14 protein-coding genes are annotated in these 26,066 nt (G+C 52.2%); 3 read left to right on the top strand and 11 right to left on the bottom strand.

From position 1 onward, the window contains the following. The first annotated feature begins 45 nt into the window (after positions 1–45). Positions 46–1,890: an asparagine synthase (glutamine-hydrolyzing) gene (gene asnB / locus AC1DF0_RS22250; protein ID WP_477575351.1), complete on the top strand. Its 1,845-nt coding sequence runs from the start codon at positions 46–48 to the stop codon at positions 1,888–1,890. A gap of 293 nt (positions 1,891–2,183) precedes the next feature. Here asnB and rdgB read toward each other — a convergent pair whose 3' ends face one another. The 9 genes from rdgB to AC1DF0_RS22205 all read right to left on the bottom strand — a co-directional run bounded on the left by rdgB (position 2,184) and on the right by AC1DF0_RS22205 (position 14,276). Further along, positions 2,184–2,843, bottom strand: coding sequence for an RdgB/HAM1 family non-canonical purine NTP pyrophosphatase (rdgB, locus tag AC1DF0_RS22245; protein WP_442050951.1), 660 nt, complete (start codon positions 2,841–2,843; stop codon positions 2,184–2,186). 6 nt (positions 2,844–2,849) lie between these two features. After that, on the bottom strand, positions 2,850–3,590 hold the full coding sequence (gene rph, locus AC1DF0_RS22240; RefSeq protein WP_442050950.1) for a ribonuclease PH: 741 nt from the start codon (positions 3,588–3,590) through the stop codon (positions 2,850–2,852). Between the two features lie 359 nt (positions 3,591–3,949). Continuing rightward, a complete protein-coding gene (locus AC1DF0_RS22235; RefSeq protein WP_477575350.1) occupies positions 3,950–4,945 on the bottom strand; it encodes a LacI family DNA-binding transcriptional regulator in 996 nt (331 codons plus the stop codon). A 71-nt stretch (positions 4,946–5,016) separates the two neighbouring features. After that, positions 5,017–6,753 (bottom strand): hypothetical protein, encoded by a 1,737-nt coding sequence (locus AC1DF0_RS22230; RefSeq protein WP_477575349.1) that lies wholly within the window; start codon positions 6,751–6,753, stop codon positions 5,017–5,019. A 115-nt stretch (positions 6,754–6,868) separates the two neighbouring features. Next, positions 6,869–7,744 carry an ABC transporter permease subunit gene (locus tag AC1DF0_RS22225; protein WP_475819773.1) on the bottom strand — a complete coding sequence of 292 codons (876 nt, stop codon included), beginning with the start codon at positions 7,742–7,744 and terminating at the stop codon, positions 6,869–6,871. A 47-nt stretch (positions 7,745–7,791) separates the two neighbouring features. After that, positions 7,792–8,685, bottom strand: coding sequence for an ABC transporter permease subunit (locus AC1DF0_RS22220; RefSeq protein ID WP_475820875.1), 894 nt, complete (start codon positions 8,683–8,685; stop codon positions 7,792–7,794). 102 nt (positions 8,686–8,787) lie between these two features. Further along, positions 8,788–10,398, bottom strand: coding sequence for an extracellular solute-binding protein (locus AC1DF0_RS22215; protein WP_442050520.1), 1,611 nt, complete (start codon positions 10,396–10,398; stop codon positions 8,788–8,790). Positions 10,399–10,792: 394 nt separating this feature from the next. Further along, entirely contained in the window at positions 10,793–13,027 is a 2,235-nt protein-coding gene (locus AC1DF0_RS22210; protein WP_477575348.1) for a helix-turn-helix domain-containing protein, read from the bottom strand. Positions 13,028–13,214: 187 nt separating this feature from the next. Beyond that, a complete protein-coding gene (locus AC1DF0_RS22205; protein ID WP_477575347.1) occupies positions 13,215–14,276 on the bottom strand; it encodes a GerMN domain-containing protein in 1,062 nt (353 codons plus the stop codon). Between the two features lie 130 nt (positions 14,277–14,406). Between AC1DF0_RS22205 and AC1DF0_RS22200 the strand changes: the two genes are divergently transcribed. Beyond that, on the top strand, positions 14,407–14,946 hold the full coding sequence (locus tag AC1DF0_RS22200; RefSeq protein WP_442050517.1) for a phosphatidylglycerophosphatase A family protein: 540 nt from the start codon (positions 14,407–14,409) through the stop codon (positions 14,944–14,946). Positions 14,947–15,157: 211 nt separating this feature from the next. Then, a complete protein-coding gene (locus AC1DF0_RS22195) occupies positions 15,158–16,234 on the top strand; it encodes an RDD family protein (protein WP_477575346.1) in 1,077 nt (358 codons plus the stop codon). 72 nt (positions 16,235–16,306) lie between these two features. On the opposite strand, the gene glpX is transcribed toward AC1DF0_RS22195, so the two are convergent. Together glpX and AC1DF0_RS22185 are read right to left on the bottom strand one after the other, a co-directional pair. Further along, positions 16,307–17,323: a class II fructose-bisphosphatase gene (glpX, locus tag AC1DF0_RS22190; protein ID WP_477575345.1), complete on the bottom strand. Its 1,017-nt coding sequence runs from the start codon at positions 17,321–17,323 to the stop codon at positions 16,307–16,309. 267 nt (positions 17,324–17,590) lie between these two features. Beyond that, positions 17,591–26,059 (bottom strand): carbohydrate binding domain-containing protein, encoded by an 8,469-nt coding sequence (locus AC1DF0_RS22185; RefSeq protein WP_477575344.1) that lies wholly within the window; start codon positions 26,057–26,059, stop codon positions 17,591–17,593. Between the last annotated feature and the right edge of the window lie 7 nt (positions 26,060–26,066).

Raw genomic sequence — 26,066 nt, 5'->3', positions numbered from 1 at the left:
GTTATTATCGCTACTGGAGTCCAGCAATAGAGAGGAATGAGACGGATGTGTGGAATTACCGGCTGGATCGATTGGACCCGTGACCTGACCAAGGAAAGCATTAGCCTGGAGAAGATGACCGACACGCTAGCGCCCCGCGGACCTGACGCATCGGGCACATGGATCTCGGCGCATTGCGCTTTGGGACATCGGCGTCTGTCCGTCATCGATCCCGAGAACGGCGCTCAGCCCATGATTCGCCATACCGGCGATGACAAATACGTCATCGTCTATAACGGCGAGTTATATAACGCGCTGGAGCTGCGCAAGGAATTGGAGAGCAGAGGCCGAACATTTACGACGAATTGCGATACAGAGGTGCTGCTCGTCGCTTATATGGAATGGGGCAAGTCATGCTTGGAAAGGTTTAACGGTATTTTCGCTTTTGCCATATGGGATACAGCCGAGCAGGAGCTGTTTCTGGCAAGAGATAGACTTGGCGTGAAGCCGCTGTTTTATAGTACGCAGGACGGCTTGTTTATTTTCGGATCGGAGCAGAAAGCTATTCTAGCCCATCCGGCAGTGAAGCCAGAGGTCGGCGCGGAGGGATTGGCCGAAATCTTCATTTTAGGCCCCGCGCGGACACCAGGTCATGGCGTATATAAACAAATTAGCGAGCTGAAGCCAGGCCATTGTATGTCTGTTACCCACGCCGGCGTTAAGACCATTACGTATTGGAAGCTGGAAAGCAGCCCTCATCTGCAAAATATCGCCGAAACAGCAGAGCATGTAAGCGAGCTGCTGAAGGATACAGTTGAACGACAGCTCGTTTCGGACGTGCCCGTCTGTACGTTATTGTCGGGCGGGCTCGATTCCAGCGCCCTGACGACACTCGCTGTCCGCTATTACGATGCGAACGGGCAAGGGAATGTGCATACGTATTCGGTCGACTATACCGATAACGACAAGCACTTCCAGGCGCATGCGTTCCAGCCGAATAGCGATGCGCCGTGGATTGAGCGGATGACGTCCCATCTCGGCACCATTCACCACCCGATTCAATTCGATACGCCGGAGCTTGTAGACGCGCTGCAAGCCGCCACCTTCGCACGCGACCTGCCTGGTATGGCCGACGTCGACGCTTCGTTGCTCCTCTTCTGCCATGAGATTAAGAAAGGCGCTACCGTCGCGATTTCCGGCGAAGCCGCAGACGAAATATTCGGCGGCTATCCGTGGTTCCACCGCGAGGATGCGCTTAGCGCGAACACGTTCCCTTGGTCGCTCGCTTCGAATATGCGAGCGGATCTGCTCGCGCCCGATGTAGCGGCGTGGATAAAGCCGCTGGATTACATCGGCGATCGTTACGAGCAAGCCATTGCGGAGGTTCCGCATTTGGATGGCGAAGATGAGCAGAAGCAGAAGATGCGGAGGATGTCCTACTTGAACATTACCCGCTTCATGCCGACGCTGCTCGACCGCAAGGACCGGATGAGCATGGCAGCAGGACTGGAAGTGCGCGTCCCTTTCTGCGATCATCGGCTTGTTGAATATGTGTGGAACATTCCGTGGGAAATCAAGACTTCGGGCGACCGGGAGAAAGGAATTCTGCGCAAAGCGCTGAAGGGCGTACTGCCGGATGACGTCATTACGCGCAAGAAGAGCCCATATCCAAAGACGCATAACCCGAACTATCTGGCCGCGGTCAAAGGCCTGCTGCTTGATGTGTTGAATGATCCTTCCTCTCCGCTGCTCCCGCTTATCAACGTGAAGAAGGTGAGAGAACTTGCGGAATCCGATGCTGCGAGATCCAATATTCCTTGGTTCGGCCAGCTCATGTCCGGACCTCAATTATTCGCCTATCTGTATCAAGTTAATCTGTGGCTGAAGCATTATAAAGTCGTGATCGGCTAAGCCACGCCCTCTCAGTTCCTATCGAATATGGACACAAGCGACGCTAATAGGCTGTATTACGATCATTACGCGCGGTTGCGGACCGAAGAGACTCTATTGGATCCTTCCCCATACTTATTAGCGCTGTTTGACACAGCCAGCGTCCGCTGAGTCCGTATTGGTGAGAGGTAAGAGAATAAACCAGCATTAAAGGTCAGTACAGACCGCACTACAATTTAAAAAACCCCGCTCGCGCGTCACTTCGTTTACGAAGCATTGCGCAAGCGGGGTTAGTTCATTCATATGTTCGTTCGCTATTCCTCTAGCAAGGCAATGAGCTTCCTCAATGCATCGCCGCGATGACTGATTTGCTGCTTCTCCTCCGTCGACAGCTCGGCCATCCCGCGGCCAAGGCTTGTCAGCCAGAACAGCGGATCATAACCGAAGCCGCCGTTGCCATGCGCCTTGTCCGTAATCCAGCCGTCAACCGTCCCTTCCGTCTCCAGAAACTGCCCCGTTGCCGGATCATACAGCGCGAGCGCGCAGACGAACTGAGCACCGCTCAGCAGCTTGGAGCCATCGGCAAGCGTTTCGTTGACCTGGATGACGCCTTCGCTCTCGAGCCGTGACAGCTCGCGAAGCAGCTTCTCATTGTTGTCCGCATCCGTCGCTCCTTCGCCGGCATATCGCGCCGAATAAACACCCGGTTCGCCGCCAAGCGCATGGACGCGCAGCCCCGAATCGTCGGCTAGCACTGGCACGCCGAGCGTATCTCCTGCCGTCTTCGCCTTAATTCGCGCATTGGCCGCGAACGTGTCGCCGTCCTCGACGATATCAGGAAAATCGGCATAATCGAGCAAGCTTGTCGTTTCCTTATCCAGCTTGCTCAGCGCGTGAGCGAACTCCTTCACTTTGCCTGCGTTCTTCGTAGCAACGACGACAATGTTGCTTGCCGCCAAAAAAGAATTAGCCATATGTACTCAGCCTCCGATACGCGCTGCGATCGGTCCCAGCACTTCCTTCTGCTTCACGATCAGCTCGCTAATACCCTCTTCGCCCAGCGCCAGCAGCTGGTTAAGCTCTTCGCGCGTGAACGGAGCTTCTTCGCCAGTGCCTTGCACCTCTACGAACTTGCCGCTGCCGGTCATAACGACGTTCATGTCGACCTTCGCTTTGGAATCCTCTTCGTAGTTCAGATCAAGCAGCGCTCGCTCCTGGATAACGCCAACGCTGACGGATGCAAGAAAATCAGTAATCGGATATTTATCGAACTTGGCGTTATTCTCAGCCAGCTTATTAACTGCAATCGCAAGCGCAACGAACGCGCCGGTAATCGAGGTTGTTCTTGTACCGCCATCCGCTTGAATAACGTCGCAGTCGAGTGTTATCGTGCGCTCGCCGAGCGCCTTCAAATCAACAACCGAACGCAGCGCACGCCCAATCAGACGCTGTATCTCCATCGTTCTGCCGGTCAACTTGCCCTTTGCCGCTTCGCGAATGTTGCGGGAATGCGTTGCGCGCGGAAGCATCGCGTATTCGGCCGTAATCCAGCCTTTTCCTTGCCCTTTCATGAATGGAGGAACGCGTTCCTCTACGCTCGCCGTACAAATCACTTTCGTGTCGCCGACCTCGATGAGCACCGAGCCTTCTGCATGTTTGTTAATGCCTGTCGTTATCGTTACCGGCCGAAGCTGGTTAGTCTGACGTCCGTCCAATCTCATTCGTGTCTTCCTCCTGAACCGCTCTCATATTTCAACTCATGGAATGCCTCTTCGTGCAATCCTTCCTATTTTACCAAAGTGAATGGTGAAAAGCACCTCTTACATTTTTATAAGAGTTTGATTGGATTTTGTGCAGTCAAATGGATCAAAAAAGGTTGCTGAGGGCTAAAATGCCCGTTTTGCCTGTATGTTTTCCACTCAAAAGTCACTTAATAGCGATTGGGATCGATTAGACTGTATGAAATACAGACAAAACGTAATCTCAGTAAGAGGTCGGAACTTCTTATATATAAAACAAAAACCCCAGCTATCCGCCTATATAGCGAATAGCAGGGGTTCAATTAAAAGTAAACATCTTCTCAGGGGGCCATCGTCGAATGTCGAACCGATAATTCAGGACGGAGCACGATTCGCTCGGGACGCTCACCACGCTGTCCGATATTTCGGACCAGAAGCTGTACGGCAATCTGCCCCATCTGTTCGATCGGCTGGGCAATCGTTGTAAGCGGCGGATCCGTAACGGAAGCAAGCACCGTATCGTCGAACCCGATAATCGAGCAATCCTGCGGAATGCGAAGACCTATTTCTTTGGCAGCCCGGAGAGTGCCGATCGCAAGCAAGTCGTTGCAGCAGAAGACGGCGGTAGGACGATCATGTCGTTGCAACAGCTCCATAGCCTTTGTCTTGCCTTCATTGACGCTGCTGCTCAGCACAAGCGCCGGATCGAGAGACAGGCCCATGGCTTCAGCAGCTTGCCTGAATCCTCGCACTCTTTCCCTGCTGCTGCTGATCGAATCCTGTTCGGCTAATACGGCAAGACGGCGGTGGCCAAGCGCAATCAAATGTTCCGCCGCTGCAAATCCGCCCTCATAATCGTTTACAACGACGGACGGCACCTCAACGGAAGGAAATTCACGGGCAAGAAACGTAATCGGTACGCCGCCGTTCAGCAGCGGTTCCAGCACCGACAGCTCCTTGATGCCTGTGCCGATAATTACCCCGTCCACGTTTTTTTGCTGCAGCAGATCGGCATAGTGCCCTACCTTCTCGTCCTTATTATCCGTGCTGCATATAAAGACGCTGTAGCCATGACGCTGTCCTTCATCCTCGACCGCCCTCGCGATTTCGGCAAAGAAGGGATTAGAGATATCCGGTACTAACAAGCCAAGCGCATATGTCTTCTTGCCCGTAAGCGCAGAAGCGATCATGCTAGGCTTATAGCCCATGCGCACCATAATGCTCCTAATTTCCTCACGGCGTTGTTTGCTGATCTTGCCCTTGCCGTTGATGACAAGAGATACGGTAGCAATGGATACACCTGCTTCTTTGGCAACATCATATATGGTCGCTTTCATGACAACGTTCTCCATTCGCTTGTTATCGCTTTCATTTCCATTATGCGCGCTATGGAGATCGCTTTCAATGATTATCTCGTTGGCGAAAGCCGAATATCGAACGTTTTGTCATACGGTGTCAGCACGTTAACGACGAGCGTCTGACAGTCTGGCGGGAAAGAAGCCCCGCGAATCGAACGGGCTCTATGCTCATGCGCTCCGCCATCCACCTCAATCCACTCATTGCCTGCCGAATACCGTACTGTGCCTTCTTTCCAAAATTGCGTACCCGTCTCGGCAGGAGCCAATTCGCCGCCTACAAACGCCCCTTCCTTCCCGAACACGAACGAAATCTGGGTCAAAAGCACGTCCGGCATGTCGCATCTAACGCGCAGTTGCCAGCCGCCTTGCGATTCCGCCAGCTCGATTTGCACATGATGCTCCTGCAAATGGGTTACTTCGCGCAGCTGATGCGGCAGCAAATACCAAGGGCTGACCGGACCGCTGGCCGTAACGGGTAAGCGATCGCCTGCAATCGGACCGTAATATCCTTTCGTTTCGGTCCCTGACAACAAGTAGCCGGATTCAAGCTGCGCAAGCTCGTTCATCTTAACGAAACCTGGCTCGAACGAGCTGCTGACCTGCACGCCAAGCAGACGCGCGTTGCCATGCCGAAGCGCAAAGAACGAATTGGTTTCCGTCATGACCGTAACGCTCGTCTTGCCTTCCCGCTGCCGGGCAACGGGAGCGCCGAACTCAGGATGAAGGCGGCTATGATAAATTTTGCCGCCGTGACCCGCGGCATCCATCCCGCTTAAATAGCGAGCCCGAGGAAACTGTCCGTTAATAACGACCCGATAATGGTCTGGCAGACTGCCCCGTTCGACAGAGGACTTTTGCAGCTCCGGATATAGCAAATATCCGATAAAACCGTTGTTCGAACTCGCGTCCGGGCGGTCCAATGCTTCTCCTCCGAGCGCTGCGATGGCGGCAAACAACGGATCCTGATCGCGATGCGCCATAATGCTGGATACTTGAAAGTAACTCGACATATCGAATTTATGTCCGAAGTCCTGCCGACCGGAGTAATCGGTGACGACTTCCCCGTCGGGATGAATCAGATAAGCCATCATCCTCAAGTTGCGACGAACCGGCGCAAGCAGCTCAGGCCTCCCAAGCAGCTCCGCCGTATGGAACAGCATAATGTCGCTAACGCCGTTGTAGATGCCATTACTGCGCTCCGTCCATTCTCCGTCCTCCGTGCAGTCGATCCCTTCGGCCAGCCATTGATCGGCGCGGGCGATTAGCTTCTCATTGCCGGTCAGCCTGTGCACGAAGCCAAGCGCCGCCGTCAGCACCCACCGATGGTTCGGCGTATGGCAACCGCCTGTCAGCAGCGCCTGTGCCGAGCGTTGCAGGAATGTTCGTAGGTTGACGCGAATGCCCTCCAGCGCCGACCAATCATGCCTCTCCAACAATTCTAGCTGCTGGGCAAGACCGACGACCGCAAATGCGGTATCCGGCGGAGAATGCATATTCGTCCAGCCGGGCGATATGCTTCCGTCCTCGTGCTGCGCGCGAACGATAAACGCCGCAGCAAGCTCCAGACGCTCCCGCAGCAGCTCGTCTTGATAATAACGCGAATCTTCGCATACAAGCGCACATGCCCATATCGACATAACCGCCGTCGTTCCCGTATGGGTCGCCCAAGCGATGCCGTTGTCATGATCGGCAACTCCGCCATAAAAGCGGCTGCCGCTGTCCATTATTTGATTGTCCATTCCTTGCGCGACCCAGCCATCGTTGACGGCAACCAGCTTCTTGTACATCGTCCTCTTCCTCCTTCTTCACATGAAAACGAACAATGGCTCACGCTTCTCCAGCTCGTAGGGAACGAGCTGGAGCAATGGCGTGAACCGGTGAATATGCCTGCTGATCTGTACGTTAACCTTTCACCGCTCCAAGCATCACCCCGCTGACGAAATACCGCTGCAGCCACGGATAGACGAGCAAGATCGGCACGGTTGCGAAGATGACGCTCGCTGCTTTCAAGCTTTCCGGCTGAAGCATGGACTGCCCGCTTGCCCCTTCCATTTGCATKAGCTCGCTAACCATGTTGTTCTGCACAAGCTGATAGAGCTTCAACTGCAGCGGGTACATCTCTGGACTTGTAATGTACATAAGCGTATCGGTAAATCCGTTCCAACGGCCGACGCCGTAGAACAGGCTTAACGTTGCGATAACAGGCAGCGACAGCGGCACGATAATGCTGACCAAGGTGCGGAAGTACGAGCTGCCATCGATCTCTGCGGATTCTTCCAGCGAATCGGGAATATTTTGCATGAACGTAATAAGTATGATCAAGTAGAACGGGCTGATTAGCCCGGGCAGCACAAGCGCCCAGATCGAGTCAAGCAAGTTCAAGTTGCGCACAAGCATATATTCAGGAATGATCCCGCCGCTGAAAAACATCGTAATGACGATAATGAACATGACGATCTTGCGTCCCTTGAGCTTCGTCTTGGCAAGCGGATAAGCCGCCGCGATCGTCATCAGCATGCATAACACGGTGAACAGCAGCGTCATCATGATCGTAAATCCAAGCGAGCGGATCATCGAAACGTCGGAGAACACCTGCTTGTAGGAACTCCAATTAAGTTCGACTGGAATAAGGCTGACCTCGCCCGACATAATGGCACGCGACGAGCTTAAGGAGATAGCCAGTATATGAAGAAATGGAGCCAGACACAGCAGCACGAAAAATATTATAGCGATCACATTGATAACATCGAATGATCGGCTTGCTTGTCGATCCCTCATGTCTATCGCTCCTTTCCAATTTTCGAGAACAGAAGGTTGTTTTGTTGTTATAGAATGCTTTGGTCCGCCAATTTTTTGGAAAAATAGTTAGCGCCTAGTACGAAGACAAGTCCGACAACTGCTTGGAACAAGCCGACAACCGTAGCAAGCGTATATTGGCCGGATTCGATGCCGATGCGGTATACAAAGGTGCTGAGCACATCCGAATAATCCCGAACGGCCGTATTGCCGATGATGTAAGGTCGTTCAAATCCGATCGCAATCATGTGGCCCACATTGATAATGAGCAGCGTAACGATCGTTGGCTTCAGGGATGGCAGCGTAATGCTCCAAATCTTTCTCAGTCGACCCGCGCCGTCAACGTCGGCCGCTTCGAACAATTCCCGGTTGATGCCGGTTAACGCCGCCAAATAAATGATCGTTCCCCAGCCTGCGCTCTGCCACACGCCAACGACCAAATACGTAATGAGCCAATCGCTCTTATTCGTCAGAAAAGGAATGGCGTCGAAGCCTAATGAGGTGATGATGTTGTTGATCATGCCGGACTGCGTACCGAACACTTGGTAGACGATTCCGCCGATGATAACCCATGAAATGAAATGCGGAATGTACAAGATCGTTTGCGATAGCTTCTTGAACCAGATGATATTCAGCTCATAGAGCATAATAGCCAAGAGTAGAGGGGCCGGGAACGATACGAGTAAATCCAAGCCATTAAGCATCAATGTATTGCGCAGCGTCTTGTAAAAGTCCGACATCGCGAATACTTCCTTGAAAGCGTCGAACCCGATCCATTCGCTTCCGTTAATGCCCTGGAAAAAGTTAAAATCTTTAAACGCGATAATAATGCCGTACATCGGTCCATATTTGAAAATAATGAAGTAACTGACCGGTAAAATGAGCAACGCATACAATTGCCAATATCTACGTAAATACGCGATCGCGTTCAATGCAATCCACTCCTATCTCTTTACGGTGTTGCCCGGAGACGGGAGCCACGCGTGGCTTTTCGTCTCCGAGCTGCTTGATGTCGTCGCTTACGCTTATTTCATAGCCTCATAAGCTTTTGTGCGTTCATCCAAGATCGCTTGACCGCCGCCCGCCATGTAGTCTTTCAACATCGCTTCGAACGTGCTCTCGAATTGGTCCGGCTTCACCATCGTTGTTTTGACGATCATTTCGTGGAACTTATCGCGCAGCGCCGTACCGTATTTACTCTGTGACTCAATCGGACGATCGAACTGGACAGGCTTGATCGTATCGCTTCTAGAGATCGTTAACGCCTTACGCGTCTCATCGCGGAATTGTTCCGGCATGCCGAATACGTAAGCCTCAACGTTTTTCTCTGTCTCGCCAAGCTGCTTGCCGTTCGAGATGATGGCCATGTCGCCAAAGTTGTAGATGCGGTTTTTCGCTTCTTCGGTAGCATCGGCTTTTGAAACCGGAACGCCGTCTTGAAGCGTGTAGTTCTCGCCTTCCACACCGTTTTGCATGTTCAGCAGGTTGTCGCCGGAAGCCATCCAATCCAAGTATTTGATTGCTTCTACGGCGTTCTTGCTGCTTTTTGGAATCATCAGGTAGAGACCTACCGGCGCATATTCCGGTTTCGGATGTTTGCCCTCTGAGTTCGAATACACATCAACCGAGGAGAGCTTCGCATCCGGAATGTTCTTCTGAAGCGTAGCGTATAGGCCGTCCGCATAGAACGGGTTCATATCGTCTTCGCTGAAGAACCCGACCAGACCTTTAGCTGCATCTTCACCCAGCTTTTTCTTATCCTCATCAAGGCTGAAGTCGGTGCTCATCAGACCTTCGTTATAGAGCTTGTTCATGAATTGCAAAGCATCCTTGAACCCCGGAAGCAGCGTAGGATAATCATTCGAGCCAAGCTGCTGCGTCAACGTGTAGCGCTGCTCTTCTGTCGTTGGCTGAATAAACGACCATATGAGCGGTTCGTATTGCGCCGAAGCAAGCGCCATACCAAGCGGGATGACTTTGCCCCCCGTTTGACCCGGGTCTTTTTCCTTGAACGCTTTTAACGTGCTGTATAGTTCATCTGTTGTTTGCGGCACTGGAAGGTTGAGCTTGTCGAGCCAGTCCTGACGAATGAACGACGAGTATTTGCCTAGATGCGCACGCTTTGCCGGGAGCGCATACTGTTTGCCGTCGTATTGGCCGTAAGCAATCGTGTCTTCACCCAGAAATTTCTTCAGGTTAGGACCGTACTGATCGAGAAGCTCGCCGAGCTCGGTCAGACCGCCCTGCTGCGCGTAACGATAAAAGGTTGGCGAATCATACGTGAATACAATATCCGGTACGTCGCTTCCGCTCGCCATCAGTACATTAAGCTTCTGAATCTCTTCCGACCGCGGAACTGGTACGTATTCCAGGTTGATGTTGTTCGGCGTGCCGAAGTTGTCTTGTGCGTAGGTTGTTAGATAGTTCTTCGTAATGGTCGATCCGGAAGGCGAATTGCCCCGGTCGAACACTTCTACCTTAAGCGTTACCGGTTTGCCGGAGGCGCCTTCGCCCCCTGTTGATTCGCTGCCTTTGTTGTCATTGTTGTTGCCGCATGCGCTTAGAATCATTGTAGATGCGAGTGTGAGTGCTAGGAGCGTACTGGCTTTCTTTTTTACGTTTGCAACCTTTACCATTTGATACCAACCCCTCTTTCTTCCCCATCAATTTGCTTCCTGTCCCCCGGAAATGTTCGCGCTTTCAATCGTGGCTTGCGGCCCGTGTTTGGGAAGTGGCCTCAGTATGGCACGACTTGCAAATCAATGACAATAAACCAGTTTCGGCGTGGCAAACCGTTCCTCCAAAACCTTGTTGTATAAGGCTTTATCCAACTAGAATAGATTATTTTCCCTACATAAACCGTTTTCCATACGCGTTCGAAAAGGCCGTAATAAAGCGGATTCCGACGATAAACTATAATCATTGGAAACAAATACAGCGGCAGTCCGAATGTAGCTCCTTATTCGGACTGCCGCTGCCGTAAACAACTCATCATAATATTACTTACTAACAACTTCACTCCCTAGACAACTATGTCAGGGCGGAGGGCCGCATCTTAAGCTTACGGAATTCACCCGGCGTAACGCCAATGATACGTTTGAATACCCGCCCGAACGTAATCGAGTTCGCATAACCAACCTGAAGCGCAATGCTTTGCACCGTCTCATCCGTCTCGGCCAGCAAACGCTCCGCCTGCTGCATCCGCAGTTGCACAAGAAAATCGACAAACTTCATATCGTACTCCAGCTTGAACAGATAGCTCGCATACTTGCCCGATATTTGGAACCGGTCGCTCAAATGCTTGAGAGACAAGTCCGGATCCGCAAAGTTTTCCTGAATATATACTCTCATCTCGGTTATCATCGTTTTGTAGCTTTTCGTTTCGCTCATCGCCACATACGTCTCATAGACATACAACAAATAATCGAGCAGCAGCTCTTTCATCTCGGTCAGGGACGACGAAGCCTTTAGCTTGTCAAGCAGGGCAGACGTCTTATCGTCCTCCAAACATTCGTTCAACGCAGCTGATAAATCCTTCAGCTCGCGGGTCAGCATCTGCACGAATAATTGCATCAGCGAATGAATATCTTCATCCCTCAGCGTATCCGTCTCCAGTTGCTTGAATAATTGCTCGAGCGTTGGCTGCCAGTTTTCGTTCGTCTGTCTGATTTCCTGCACGCAGTCCGTGCACATCTGCATATAATTAAACATCCCTGGCTGATTGTTCTTCGGAATATCGCCGCTGAACGTGATCGCGCTTTTGCCGATTGACAATTGATATTCCATACCGGACAAGGCGTCGCGGTACGATTGTCCAATTCGGCTCCAGTCGTCTACAATCGATCCGATTCCGAACGACAATATGAAGCGCAAGTGCTCCCTTACCCATTGCCTTGCAACGGAAGCTGTCGTGTGAAGCTGCTCCAGCATCGGAGCATCGGTATCGGGTACGGCGAACACAAAAGCGATCCGGTCCGGTGCCGTCCATTCCCCCCATCCCATCAACCCTTCGCCCGAGGCAAGTTCCTGCATGACATTGCTAAGCGCGAATTTCAATACATTTTGCTCGTTAAGACTGTTCTCGGTTTGGAAATCATCGTACCTGTTCAGCCTAACGATCATAACCGCATACCGCCCGGCATTCGGAAGAAGGTTCAGCTTACGCATCCGCTCGATCGTTTGCTGGCTTCGTTCTCCGCTAATGAGCTCGTTAAACAGCTGCCTGCGCTGGAGCATAACGCTCTCTCGCTGCCCCTTCTCATAGTCTTGCGACTGATCGATTAAATTCTCGAGCGCGCGGTCAATAACCGTCAAGTCATCCATCCTTACCGCTTTCCCGTCGCTGCTTCGCAGCTGGAGCGCCTGGATCCGATTCATCATAAGACGGATCGGCTTATAGTTGCGGCGTGTTACCCAAATAATATAAATGATCGCGACCGCAAATGTTAAAACCGCAATGATCACCCATGCATAAGAAACGACGGATACCCAGCCAAGCAATTGCCCAGCCTGGATGCCGCTCTCGAAGGTCCAGCCAAGTGAACTCGAGGTGATCGTCGTCAGTACATCGCCGCTTGCCTCTTCTTCATCGCCATTGTATGCGGGATAAATCCGCTGGTCGGCACCGTCGGTTATCCGCATGAACGAAAATTGGTGATTCGTCATGCTTCCAATCAATTGATCGACTACATACAAATCGATATTAATGACAAGGATACCGTCCTTCCCGAATGGAAGCGGCGTCTGTTTATACATGGTGATGACCCTGACCGGCTTAAGCTGATCATATTCCCGGTACTCCCGGGATGCCGACCATCCCGTAAAATTGCGGTTTTCCTTCGCGCGGGAAATGAACTCCCGGTCTCCGAAATCCGCCAGCTCGGTCTGCCCGCTTGACGTCAATACGATGTCATCGGACTGCCTGTACAAATAGATGGAATCGAGCAAATCGCTATCCTCAACAAGCGATCGCAAACTATGGACAACATTGTATCGGTCGTTTGTATCGGACGAGCCATTCAAATACGCGGTGTAGCTCTTATTTTTCACGGCTTCATTCAGCGCATTAAACTCAACTTCACGGATGGCGCGTTCGATGCTGTCCACTACATAACCAGTCGTTATGCTGTCTGCCTTCGCCGTCTCGGAGCGCGATATTTCATTGACCGCGATGAACGACAAAAAGATGATCATCGATACGGTAAGCACCAAAATCGGAAAATAAGATACAAGCAACCGGAAATACCAGTTGTTAAGCTTAAGCATATACAACCTCCTGCCAGTAACCGTCTATTCTGTAAGCGCTATCAAATAGATGTGGAATTTTTAGGTTAAGCGGTTTACTTCATGCATCCATTGTAGCATGGCTCACCATTATTCGAAATAGAAAAAGACGGTACAGGAGCAACCTCCTGTACCGTCTTGCGATTATTTTACACGACTCTTACCAGTGTTAAGATTTGAGGGCATTCACGTAGTTTGGACGGCCTACCGGCGTGACATAGGATTTCTCCTGATCGTCGACGACATTCGCTTCGCCGTTGATTAGAATTTGAACCTGGGCTGCCCCCGTGTTCTCCGTGATGGACAGAACGACGGCCTGCAGCATTTCGGAAGGCATCTGTTGGCCCGCCTCGTACGTTGCATCTTCCAGATCGACCGTAACGACGTCGTCCTTCGTCTCGACGCTCGTTACCTTAACCTCTGGCAAGATGATGCTCGTAAGTTCCTTCTTATTAAGAGGGCCTGCGATTAATTGCTCCATGGCTGCTTCCGCAGTCGGCATATCGTTGTCGTTATTAATCAGCCTTGTAACCGGTACATAGTATTGATCGTCGCTGAGCGTCTTAGCCGAGAAGTACAGCGTAACCGGCGTTGACTGCATATAGTTCACGCCATCAGCCGTTTCGATGTTGATACCGATATCGCGATTAAGCGCCAGATCAAGCGGGAATGCATCCATAGGCATCTCGGACAGCTTCTCGCCTTCAAGCGAGAGCTCGACGTTCTCAATTCCCGGAATTGCCGTCAACGTCCAAGTAATCGCTTCGACGATCGCCCTCTCATCCTGCGGGTTGTAGTTAGCGAACGGTTCGGTGAAATCGACCAGCGCAAGCTTGTTTTCCTTGTCCACCTTGAAAGACTTAATTTGAGTGCCTTGCGGGATCATGGCGCGGAATTCTTCTGGCAGCAGATTAGCATAGGTACCGTCCTCTACCATCATCTCCAGCGCTCTCTGTCCGGCCGCCTCGTTCGCGGCAAGCGATGTACTAATCGATACCGGTGCCAAGTAACCGTTCCGATCCTGCAAATAAACAGTCATATGCGTACCTTGTCCCTGCGGATCAGCCTGTCCCGTCTGACCGTTGTCTGTGCCGTTCGCATTCTCTTCCACTTGCGGGGGATCAATCGATTTCCCTGTCTCCTGCGAGAACAGCCCGCACCCCGCCGTCAGTATGGGCAGCACCAACACACCCGTGAGCGCAGTGCGACGAATCCAACTTTTTTGAACCATATTAACCTTTCCTCCCCAATCATTTTTTGCCTGTCGGCTTTGTACAACTCCTTATTTGTAGTACTATGTATACGAGCCCTTCCCTGTTTTAGACCAGTTTTGTCCACAAATTCTGAGGGGGTATATACGAATGAGCAATACGGAGAAATACAGCCTGAACAGCCGCAAAGTGGCCGAGGCGACGAATGAATGGCTATTGAAGCGCGGTGTGAAGAAGGAAGCGATCGCCGAACTCGTTCATTTTCTGCAAAAGGATTACTTCCCGGACTTAACGCCCGAGGATTGCATGGTTCACGTTGACGCCGTCCTATCGAAGCGCGAGGTGCAAAATGCCGTACTAACGGGAATCCAGTTGGACATTCTTGCCGAAGAAGGCAAGCTGATGGCTCCGCTGCAGGATATGATCAAGCATGACGAAGGACTGTACGGCTGCGACGAAATATTGGCGTTGTCGATCGTCAACGTATACGGCAGCATCGGCTTCACGAACTTTGGATATATCGACAAGCTCAAGCCGGGCATTCTCGTTAAGCTGAACGACAAGTCGGACGGGGATTGCCATACGTTCCTCGACGATATCGTCGGAGCGATTGCCGCATCGGCTGCCAGCCGCATCGCTCACCGCAAACAAGCGGAACGCGAAGGCGTAACGACGCCTCCGCTCGACTAACAACGATAGAAGGGACTGTTTATAAAGGTCATATTCGACCTTGTAAACAGTCCCTTTTTTTTCGCAACCAAGCAACTAAAAACCATATTAATCAAGGAAATATATAGTGAAACGGATATTCTCCATCCTAATAATTAGGAAAATAAAGGTTGACAAGAGAATTATGGGATGTTTAAAATTAACTACATTTACTATTTATGAGGTGTAATTGATGGAACAAATCCCAGTGAACAAATTTCCGACCGCATCTGCGAATGATGCATACGTAAATCCATATGCCTTTGATAATAAGGGCAATATGGAGCAACTCAGCTCGACCTACAGCTCGTCTATCTTTTTTAGAAGATGGGCAGCTACGATCATCGATTTCCTGCTCATCGCATTAACAACCGGCGCTGCTGCCTATTTATTCAAAGAAGTTCCGCAGTTGCTTGTGCTTGCTCAGCTATTGATCGCCATCTGTTATTATTTGCTGCTAGAAGGCTTAACCGGATACACGGCAGGAAAATTCGCATTGCGAATTCAAGCGGTAAACGCAAATGGACAACCTCCTGGCTTCGTCAAAGGACTGATCAGAACGCTTTTACGCCTCGTCGATACTAATCCGGTACTGTTTGGCGGACTGCCTGCCGGCATTAGCGTTCTTGCAACAAGAAAGAAACAACGGATTGGCGATATGGCAGCCAATACCTATGTAGTTAAAGTGAAAGACCTGCCTCCCACTAGCAGAAAAAAAACGATAGTGATGACGATTGCTTTCCCTGTCTACGCTGTTTTGGTGCTTGTGTTGACTATTATGGCCTTAGCCAACATCGATACTACGCCTAAAGAACCAGAACGATTTCTTAGCGTGGACGGGCAGTTTCAAATAACCGCTCCCGCGGATTGGCGCAAAGACACAAGCTTGAATGACGAGGCCGACATTTCAATCTCTAACCTGTTTTCAGAGAAATACCTATTTGTATTGTCGGAGAGCAAAAGCGATTTTGAGGAAGGCTATACCTTGTCCGACTACCATCAAGATATGGAGGCTGCGCTAGAGCTTACAGCATCCGACAAGATCTATTATCCGACCGCCGAGACATTTATCGGCAACTATCCTGCCTACCAGCTCAGCTTCGAGTCGGAGTATGACGGTATGAAGATTGCGTACATTGTTACAACGATCGAAACCGATACACATTACCACCAAGTATTTGCATGGACGCTTGCTTCCAAGTACGATAGCGTTCAAGCCGAGCTTCATGATGTCGTGTCGAGTCTAGAGGAAACCATCCCTGAGGCTTAATCGCAATGCTTTCAGCGACAATAGGACAATCTGAGAAGACACCTCGCCGGTGTCTTCTTTCCTTAGGTTCAACTACTCCCCAACGCTTATCGGCATGGACTGCTCATTGCCCACATTCACCAAAGCGGCATCGAGCAGCGGCTTGTTCGGCAAGTAATGGAGCGATTTGACGAAACGAATCGTTTTCGTCTTGGCGCGCATGACAATGGAGTGGGTCTCGGCACGCTGGTCCGACAAGTAGCGAACGCCGCCTAAGAACTCGCCCGGCGTAACGCCTGTTGCTGCGAATATGACATCCCCCGTACCGATCATATCGTCCATTGTCAGGACGCGGTAAGGGTCGGAGATGCCCATTTGGATACAACGGTTATACTCTTGATCATCAGCTGGCATAAGTCTAGCTTGGAGCTCACCGTCCAAGCATTTGAGCGCAGCCGCGGCAAGCACGCCTTCAGGTGCTCCGCCAGAGCCTACATAGAGATCGATGCCCGCCTCGGGAAATGCTGGTGCCATAGCACCTGCTACGTCCCCGTCCGATAGGAACTTAATGCGCACCCCAACCTTGCGAAGCACCTTAACGAGCTCCTCGTGCCGTTCGCGGTCTAGAATCATAACCGTAAGATCGGAAACTTTCTTATTCAGTGCGTCCGCCGCCTTCTCCAGCGTTACTTCCATCGGATCCGTAATGCTAAGCTTGCCAACTAATGCAGGACCGAATGCAAGCTTCTCCATGTACATATCCGGCGCATGGAGCAACTGCCCCTTGGGGGCTACAGCGATGACGGACATTGCATTATTAAGCCCTTTAGCCACGATTTCCGTACCTTCGAGCGGATCCACCGCTACGTCGACCTCCGGTCCGTTCAAGCTGCCGACCTCTTCCCCGATATAGAGCATCGGCGCTTCGTCCATTTCCCCTTCGCCGATAACGACCGTTCCGCGAATAGATACCGAGTCGAACATCGCGCGCATCGCGGAAGTCGCTGCGCCATCCGCACTATTCTTATCTCCTCTGCCCATCCAAGGCGCAGACGCCAGAGCCGCCAATTCCGTTACACGTACGATTTCAAGCGCTAACTCTCTCTCCATAATCGACTCTTCTCCCCTGCTCTAATGTTACGGAATCATGCGTATGGCTCTCCATTTTTGTTTCCGTTATTTAATATGTATCATAAATTTATATATGACGCAATATATAATTGATTATGTTCATTAAATGATCATTAACCGTCATAAACAGATTATCATCCCACAATATCAGCAAATAGAACGTTTACTTACTCCATCACGCTTCTATTGAGACGACAAAAAGAGCCGGAACTCCAGCCGCTCCGGCTCTTTTGTCACCCGTTCATTCTAATAAATCTCCAGCTCGATTAACGATGGGCCATAGATTTGGAAACCTCTCTCCGTCATATACAACCGTACATAACGACCTTGCACGCTTTCATCCAGTTCAATCGTTTCCGTCAGCTCATCTGCGGCAAGCGTTCGATTATCGGCATGGACGACTACCCAGTCCTCGCTGACAGCAGATAAATCGTCACCTTCTTGCGCCACCGCAATCTCAAAGGCTTTGCCGTATGCAGTCTCCCAAGCAAGCACAAACTTTTCAATAGTCCGCAACTGACCGAGATCGACATACACCCATTCCGGACGCATCGCCCCGTCTTGATTGGCGGCCCAGTCGGCCGACCAACGCGTTCCCAGGTCGCCGTCGGTCAACAGGTCGGCTGTGAAGCCTTCACCGATACTCGAGGCGGTAACCGATTTATCCAGGGYGTAGTTCGCGCCCGCTGGATCGGTACCCGGACCCGGGTCCGTGCCCGGCCCGCTTCCGCCTTCAACATCACGTATCCAATCGCCGTACACTTCAAATTCRTACAGAGAGTATCCCCATGGGGTCGCTCTGTCTACGCCAAGCATACGAATATGGCGAGCTTCCTCCACGGCCAGCGGAATGTTCTCCGTGCCGCCTGTACCGTTCGGATTGACATGGACGTCGGTCCAGTCTGCTTCCCCTGGAACCGCTGCACTCGATACTTGAAGTTTGTAGGATGAGGCATATGCCCCTTCCCAGGCTAAGACAACGTTATCCAATGAATAGATCGCACCAAGATCGACCGCTACCCAGCTGTTATCGTCGAAGGCAGATTCCCATCTGGTTCCGAGCGTCCCGTCGAACGCGTTTCTAGCCGGCATCGTCGCGTTAGATAGTGACGATGCCGCTAACTTGTTAAGCGCAATATTGTTCGCAGCCGTCAATACGCGCTGCTCAGCCATGACTGCGCCGTAACCAAGCGCTTCTATAGCAATCGTGTACGTCTTGATCGACGGGAACAAGCTCGCGTTCAGCGTAAGCTGACCTGCAGTCAGCGAATAATGTTCCGCCTCGACAGCGATACCGTCAACGGTAACGCCCGTTACTGCTGCTCGCCACGCCGTATTATCGGCGAAGGTGACGACAATCGGCTGCCCGATCTTGTTGTCCGTCGTATCCGGCGTTAATGCAGGACCCGGCGTCACTTCCGTGATCGATACATTATCGATGTAGATCGTATGAGGCGGCATCGGTGTCGTTCCACCTGCATTCGTTACATTACCGAGCAAATATTTCAGTGTTAGGTTTACATTTGCGCCGGGCAATAAGCTTCTCTTGTATACAGCATTAGAATCGCTTGTAATATTGTAGCTAATCTTCTGATTGTTGTTGTAGCCGGTAAGCTCGAGCTCAATAGGACGGCTCGCCGTCGACCAAGCGTTGAAGCTCAGCTCATAGGCTTTGCCTGCTTGCAGCATGATGCCGCTTTGCATAAGCTGGATCGCCCAACTGGCATTGCCCGGATAGTGGACGTCGATCTTGGCGGTTTCGTTGTGGGCCGTCAGGTCGGCCACGCCTCCCTCGCCAACCCAATTCTCCCAAGAAGCAAAACCGCTCGACAAATCGCCGTTCAATACCAGATTGCCGTCGCCTGGCATTAGCTGCTGACTGACCGCGGCATCGCCATAACCAGCCGCTTTGATGACAATCGCATAAAGCTTATCGTCAGCGAACACATCCGAACCTATCATGATGCTGCTTGATTCTACCTCGTATTGTTCCGGATCAAGCGTCTCTCCGTCTACTTCGATGGATGTTATCGCCTCTCTCCACGTCTCGTTAGCCGCGAATCGAATGTCCACCGGCTGGCCTACGCGATTATTCGTTGCGTCCGCAGCAAGCGTTGGCGGTCTTAAGACCGGCGCGCCTTGTACTTCAAGCACGACGTTATCGATGAAGATGTCATGCGCTCCGTCTGGGCTTTGTACGGTTTTGCCGAGCAGGAATTTCAGCGCGAGCGAATCGTCCGTCGTCATTCGGAACGTGAACGAGAAGCGCTGCATACTCGGACCTATCATTAACGGACCGGAGTAGAAGCGTCTCGTATAACCCGCATTCTCCAATGCGACTTMGATATCACGGGCGGCGGTAGAGCTAGCGTCAAAAGACAGCGTGTACGTCATTCCTTTGGATAATTGCAGTCCCGATTGGTTAAGCATGACATTCCAAGCCTCGTTGCCGCGGCTTGCCACCGCAACTTTCGCCGCGCCGTCCGTTCCGCTGAATTGCGCGTTGCCGCCTTGCACGAAAGGCTCCCAGCCGTCAATTCCGAAAGCGAAATCTCCGTTTTTCAGCGGGAATAGATCAATGCCTGTAAAATCGACATTCAAGTTCGTAAGCCTTAGCAGCTTCACATTATCAAGCCTTACATCCGCATCCTCGCCGCCGAGCAGGAAGACGAGCTGAGCCTCTTCGTCGGTGATTCCGGCAGGCATGGTGAAGCTTACCGAATGCGAGTCACTTACCGTATCCAGCGCAATCGTATGCGGACCGGAATACGTCACGCTGCCGTTCTTGCTGACGAAAGCAATCCCGATCGTACGCGGCGCTTCTGCCGAACCGTCAAAGGTCAGCTTATATTCATCCTGTTGCAGCAAATTGATTCCTTGCTGGATCAACTTGATCTGTGCAGCATCTGAACCACCGTCTTCGATGACGGCCGACAATTGACGCTCGGCAGGATCAACGGATAATAACGCATCCGCCGTCTCGCCAATTACTGAATTCCAATAGACCATCCGATCCATCGTGCCAAGGTCAAAGCCCCCGTTGTACACATGGTTGCCGCTTCCGAGCGGAGATTTAGGACCGTTCGGATCGTTCAGCACCTCGATCTCTTCCAGCTTCACGCCGCCAATCCATACATCGTTTGGATTCGAGCCCATATTAATCTCAAGCCGGGCTGTCTTATCCGTATCCGCCGTCATCAGGAAGCGGTATTCATAGTGTCCAGCCTCTGTCGTAAGCGCTGCCTCGAAGCTGTCCGAGTATGCGGACCAACCGTTGTCCTCGTCTCCCCCCAGCTTGACCGCAATACTGCGAGCCGCGGCAGACTTCGCGTCGAAGCTAAGCTTATACGCATGGCCTTTGACGAGCGTCACATACTGAATGAACTGCAAGGCGTGCGGCGCGTTGCCGCCATTGGTCACGTCGAGCTTCGCGTGCGGAACACCGCCGACCGGCTCCACCGATGCCGTTCCGGCTCCGCCGAAGTCGGCACCGTGCACGAAGTTCCAATACTGCGGATCCATCGCCGGAGACGCAGCGTTAACATCCTTGATGCCGTGCGCATAATCGGCGTCATAGACCAGATTGCCGCCAACCGCCGGCTTGCCGCCTTGCGGGAACGGCTCCTTCACCAGCAGCGGCTCGGCCGGCTGCTGGTATGGGCGACCCGTCAGCTCGTAAGCTCTGACGTAATCGACCTCCATCTTCGCAGGAAGCTTCGAATCGTCGGGAGCTCGTTGGCCGTCGTAATTGCCGCCGAGAGCTAGGTTCAGAATGATATAGAACTCTTTGTCGAATGGAGCCGGGAACGCGTATTTCTCCGGCTGATCCACTCCCCAGCTATGCCAATCATTAATTTCTTGGAACAGATTGCCGTCTACGTACCAGCGGATTACGCCAGGCTCCCACTCCACGGAGTACGTATGGAATTCGGCAATGCTCTCTCCTTCGGGAAATTCGTATTTCGCGCCTGTCGCTTTATTGTTCGGAGCGCCTTTGCCGTAGTGGATCGTACCGTCCACCTCGCCCGGCAGCCTGCCTCTMGCTTCCATAATGTCAATCTCGCCTGAAGATGCCCAGCCTCCGTATTCCTGATCCTTCGGCATTAACCAGAACGCCGGCCATATCCCTTGCCCTACTGGCATTTTGATGCGCGCCTCGAACTTCCCATGCGCCTGGCTGAACGTCGGTGATGTCCATAATCTGCCTGACGTATAGTTTTTGCCGCCGAAGCTCTCTTTCTTGGCCTCGATCGACAACAGCCCATCGGCTACACTAATATTTTGCTTGCGGTAGTACTGCTCCTCGTTATTGCCCCAAGATGGAACGCCATATTCCGTGCCATTGCCTTCCTGGTACGCCCATTTGCTCAGGTCGACGCCATTCGTATCGAGATTTCCGCCGCCCGATCCGTTGAATTCATCCGACCAGGTTAAGCTCCACATGAGCTCAGCCTGCATCTCCTGCCGTAATTCGGCCGGCTCGAAGCCGGTTGCCCGAATCGCTATCACATACGTCTTCGCGGCAGTGAACTTGCCGGCATCGATTGTCAGCTTGCCCGGCTCCAGCGAATAATCGCCGGCTGCCAAAGCCACGCCGTCAATAGACACCGTGCGAACGGCCGCTTCCCAAGCCGCATTGCTGGCGAACGTCAGCTCAACCTCTTCGCCTATCGCGTTGTCAGCGGCATCTGGCGTTAGAATCGGAGCAGCCGGCAATCTGATATCGTTGCCCGATCTGACCTTCTCGCCGGTCGCTTCCTTCGCACCTTTAAGCTCAAGCCGCACATTATCGATCAGAATATGATGGTCGGCATCGGGAGACGGTGCCCCGTCTTGATTTCCAAGCAGGAACTTCAGGCCGGCAATGTCCTCCTCGGCCATCGTGAATTCGTAGCTGAACGACTTCGTTATTTCGTCAAGCTCCACATCCGTCTCGAAATAACGGAAATAAGTACCGTTCTCGACGATCGCTTCAATTGTACGCGGCACGGTCGAGCGTGCATCGAATGACAAGATATAAGTCTTGCCTTTGGCAAATGCCATGGAAAGCTGCTGAACGAGAACATCCCACGCATTGATGCCCGAATGCGCAATGCTTACTTTCAGCGCATCTTCGTCCGCCGTAACCTCTGCGCTTGACGGTCCGTCATATACGCCTTGGATATGAGCGCTCCAGCCAGTCAACTCCTCATCGAAGTAACCGTTCTGCAAGAGAAACGCCTTACTCCGCGATTCCTTCAGTTCGACCCGCACATTGTCGAAATAAATGTCGTGCGCGCCGATCGCAGCTGCACCCTGAAGCTTGCCGAGAAGCAGCTTGAGGGATGCGGTCGTGTTTTGCCCGATTGCCATTTCGAACGTGAACGTCTGCATTTCGCCCGTCAATTGCACCTTCTCCGACAACAGACGGTTGCTGTTGCTCTCGTCAACCACGATCTCGATCTCACGGTTCACCGACGCTCTCGCATCAATCGATACGGTATACGTCTGATCCTTGAACAGCTCGAAGTCGGTCTGCATCAGCATGACATGCCATGGCTCCGTACCTTCATTCGTGACTGCCATCTTCAATTCTCCAGCCGCGGCCGAGAAAGCTGCATTCGAGCCGTATCCGTCGTAACGCCCCTGCACATGCTCCGCCCAGCCAGCCGTGCCGTTCGAGAAATCGCCGTTCTTCACCGGGAACTGGTCGTTAAGGGACAGCTCGCCCGCATTGTTGTTCGTCAGTCTTATCATGGATACGTCATCGATGTACACATCGGCTTGCTCGCCGCCAAGCTGGAATACGAGCACCCCTGCCACGTCCGTATCATTCGCCATCGTGAACAACACTTCATGCGTATCCATCGATGTCGTAAGCGAAATGGATTGCGGAGCTGCATAATTCGTCCCGTCCGCACTCCGAACAGCTACGCTTATATTCCTTGCGGCAGTCCCGCGTGCTTTGAAACTGATTTTATAATCATTATCCTTAATCAAGTTCATGCCTGGCTGCGTCAGCTCGACTGCGCCAGCCGAATTCCCTTTGGTCTTCACATCAACGAGAAGTTCTCTTGCGCTCGGATTAACCGATGCAGAAGCATTCGCGCCTGATGCCGATTTCAAGTTCCAATACGTCATCCGATCCAGCCGGCCGAGATCGAAGCTGCCGTTATACACATGGTTGCCGCCCAATGGTTCTTTCGGCGAAGTTTCATTGTAAGGATCCGGCGCTGTCGTTTCTTCCACCTTCACGTTGCCAAGCCAGATTGGATTCGTGCTTAGACCCATGTTGAACTCGAGTCGCGCGAGCAGGTCGGTATCCGCTCCCATTTGGAACGTCATCTCATAGGACTGCAGGCTGCCGGACAATCTCGCTTCCAGCGTATCGGAATACGTCGTCCACCCTCTGCTTTCCCCGCCGCCGAACTTGACGGTCATCGTCCGGTTCGCGTCCGACTTCGCGTCGAACGACAGCTTATACCATCTGCCTTTGCCCAAGGTAACATTCTGGATCAGCTGTACGGCATGAGCCGCGTTGCCTCCAGAAGTTATGGCTGCCTTCGCGTACCTGACACCGTCAATCGGATCGACAGATATCGAGCCATTACCGAGGAATGTGCTGATATGGGCAAAATTCCAATACTGCTCGTTCAGCGTCACATTCGGCTCGGCTATTGTCGTGAACGGCTGGTTAAATGCCGCATCGTATACGAAGTTGCCGTTCACCGGCTCCTTGTATGTATCTGGATACGGCTCTGCTTCGAACTTCGGCTCGACCGGCTGCTTGTAAGGCCTGCCCGTCAATTCGTATACACGTACGTAATCGACTTCCATCTTGGCCGGAAGCAGAGACGGGTCAGGCGTGCGTCCTCCGTCGTAATTCCCGCCTACCGCCAAGTTCAAAATCATATAAAACGGCTTGTCGAACGGCGCAGGGTACGCATACTTGGCCGGCTGATCCGCGCCGATGCTGTCCCAGTTGTTCAGCTTCTGATACAGATTGCCGTCAACGTACCAACGAATCTCACCCGGTTCCCACTCGACGCCATACGTATGGTAACCCGTAATGTCTTCGCCTTCCGGGAAATGATATTCATCGCCGGTGGACTTGTTGTTCGGCCAATTGCGGCCGTAGTGAATCGTACCTCCCACTTCCTCCGGCAGTCTGCCTCTTGCTTCCATAATGTCAAGCTCGCCCGATGACGCCCATACGCCGTACTCGCTGTCCTGCGGCATCATCCAGAACGCAGGCCATATGCCCTCGCCTACTGGCATCTTGATGCTCGCTTCGAATTTGCCGTATGTCTTCGTGAACGTCGGAGACGTGAACAGCCTGCCCGACGTATATGGCTTGCCGCCGTAACCATCGTCGTCCGCAGTAATCGTCAGCTTGCCGTCCACCACTTCAATGTTCTCCGGACGGTAGTACTGCTGCTCGTTATTGCCCCAACCGTCTAGACCATAATCCGAACCCGTACCGTTCTGATAAGCCCATTTGTCGAGATTGACTCCATTCGTATCGACAATGTTACCTGTGCCGTCGAATTCGTCATTCCAAACGAGCTCCCACTCATCCGGCTGCTCGCCGCCTGTTCCTCCCCCGCCTCCAGTGCCGCTTCCTTGATTGCTGCCTTTCGTTACAACACCATTCTTAACGGAAGCCTCTTCACCTTTATTTAACGGGGCGCCATTAAGCTCCGTATTGTCGCCGTTATTGTCTATATGTTCAACAGACCCATCAATCGTTAGCTCCGTATCAGATGCTTCTTCCCCAATCGTCAGCTCCGAGATCGTCGAGCCTTCTCCGACCTCCACTTTTGCTCCTGTTTGTACTGTAACGCGATTAACCGAGGATTGCCCGTCGATTACGACACGAACCGGACCATCCGGCTTATGAATAATGATCGAACCCACCAACGAATTCGTAAAATGAATACTGTTGATTCCGCCGCCATTTACATATACCGTGCCTTTCACCGTCATATTCTTCACATAGGCGCTTCCTTCACCAATACCCGCGGACAAGAAGAGATCACCCGCAATAGTCCCGCCGGACAAAGTAACGCCGTCCGTATTTACAACCGCATTGCCAGTAGAATCAAAACGATCCACTGTGCCTGCCTCATTAATAATAACCGTGGCAAGCCGATCCAGTACGGCTACAACCTCTGCTCTCGTAATCGGACGCAGCGGCCGCAAATTGCCGTCCGGATATCCTTTCATATACCCTCCGGCTATCATCTTCTCAAGCGAAGCTTTTGCGTAAGCGCTTACCTTATCAGTGTCTTTAAATCCGGCTAAACCTCCTGCTGCAACTTCAGGCAGCTTGAACAACGGTGCAGCTACCATCGCCGCATCCTGTCGCGTCAACGGAGCATCCGGCTTAAATAATCCGCTCGGGTAACCATTGATCGCCCCTGCCTTCCACACGGATGCAATGCTGTTGTAGTACCACGCTTTTTCTGGCACATCGACAAACGGCAGTTTCCCGCTTCCCTTCAACCCGAACACAACTTGAATCAGCTTGGCGAACTCCGCCCGCGTCACGCTGCGATCCGGCTGCAGGCTGCCGTCGGGATACCCGGTCAGCAGCCCTTTGTCTACCCACTTGGTTAGAAGAGCCTCACCCCAATGCGCCGATTCCCCGTTGCTTGCGGACTGTGCGGATACTGTAGGAATATATGACGCAAGCATAAGGAAAACGAGTGCCAGCGAAATCAGTTTTTTCGTCATTACTTTC

Source organism: Paenibacillus sp. 05T425 (genome assembly GCF_056396205.1).
Note: the sequence above shows the minus strand (reverse complement) of the source record. Positions and strands in the feature narration are given on the sequence as shown.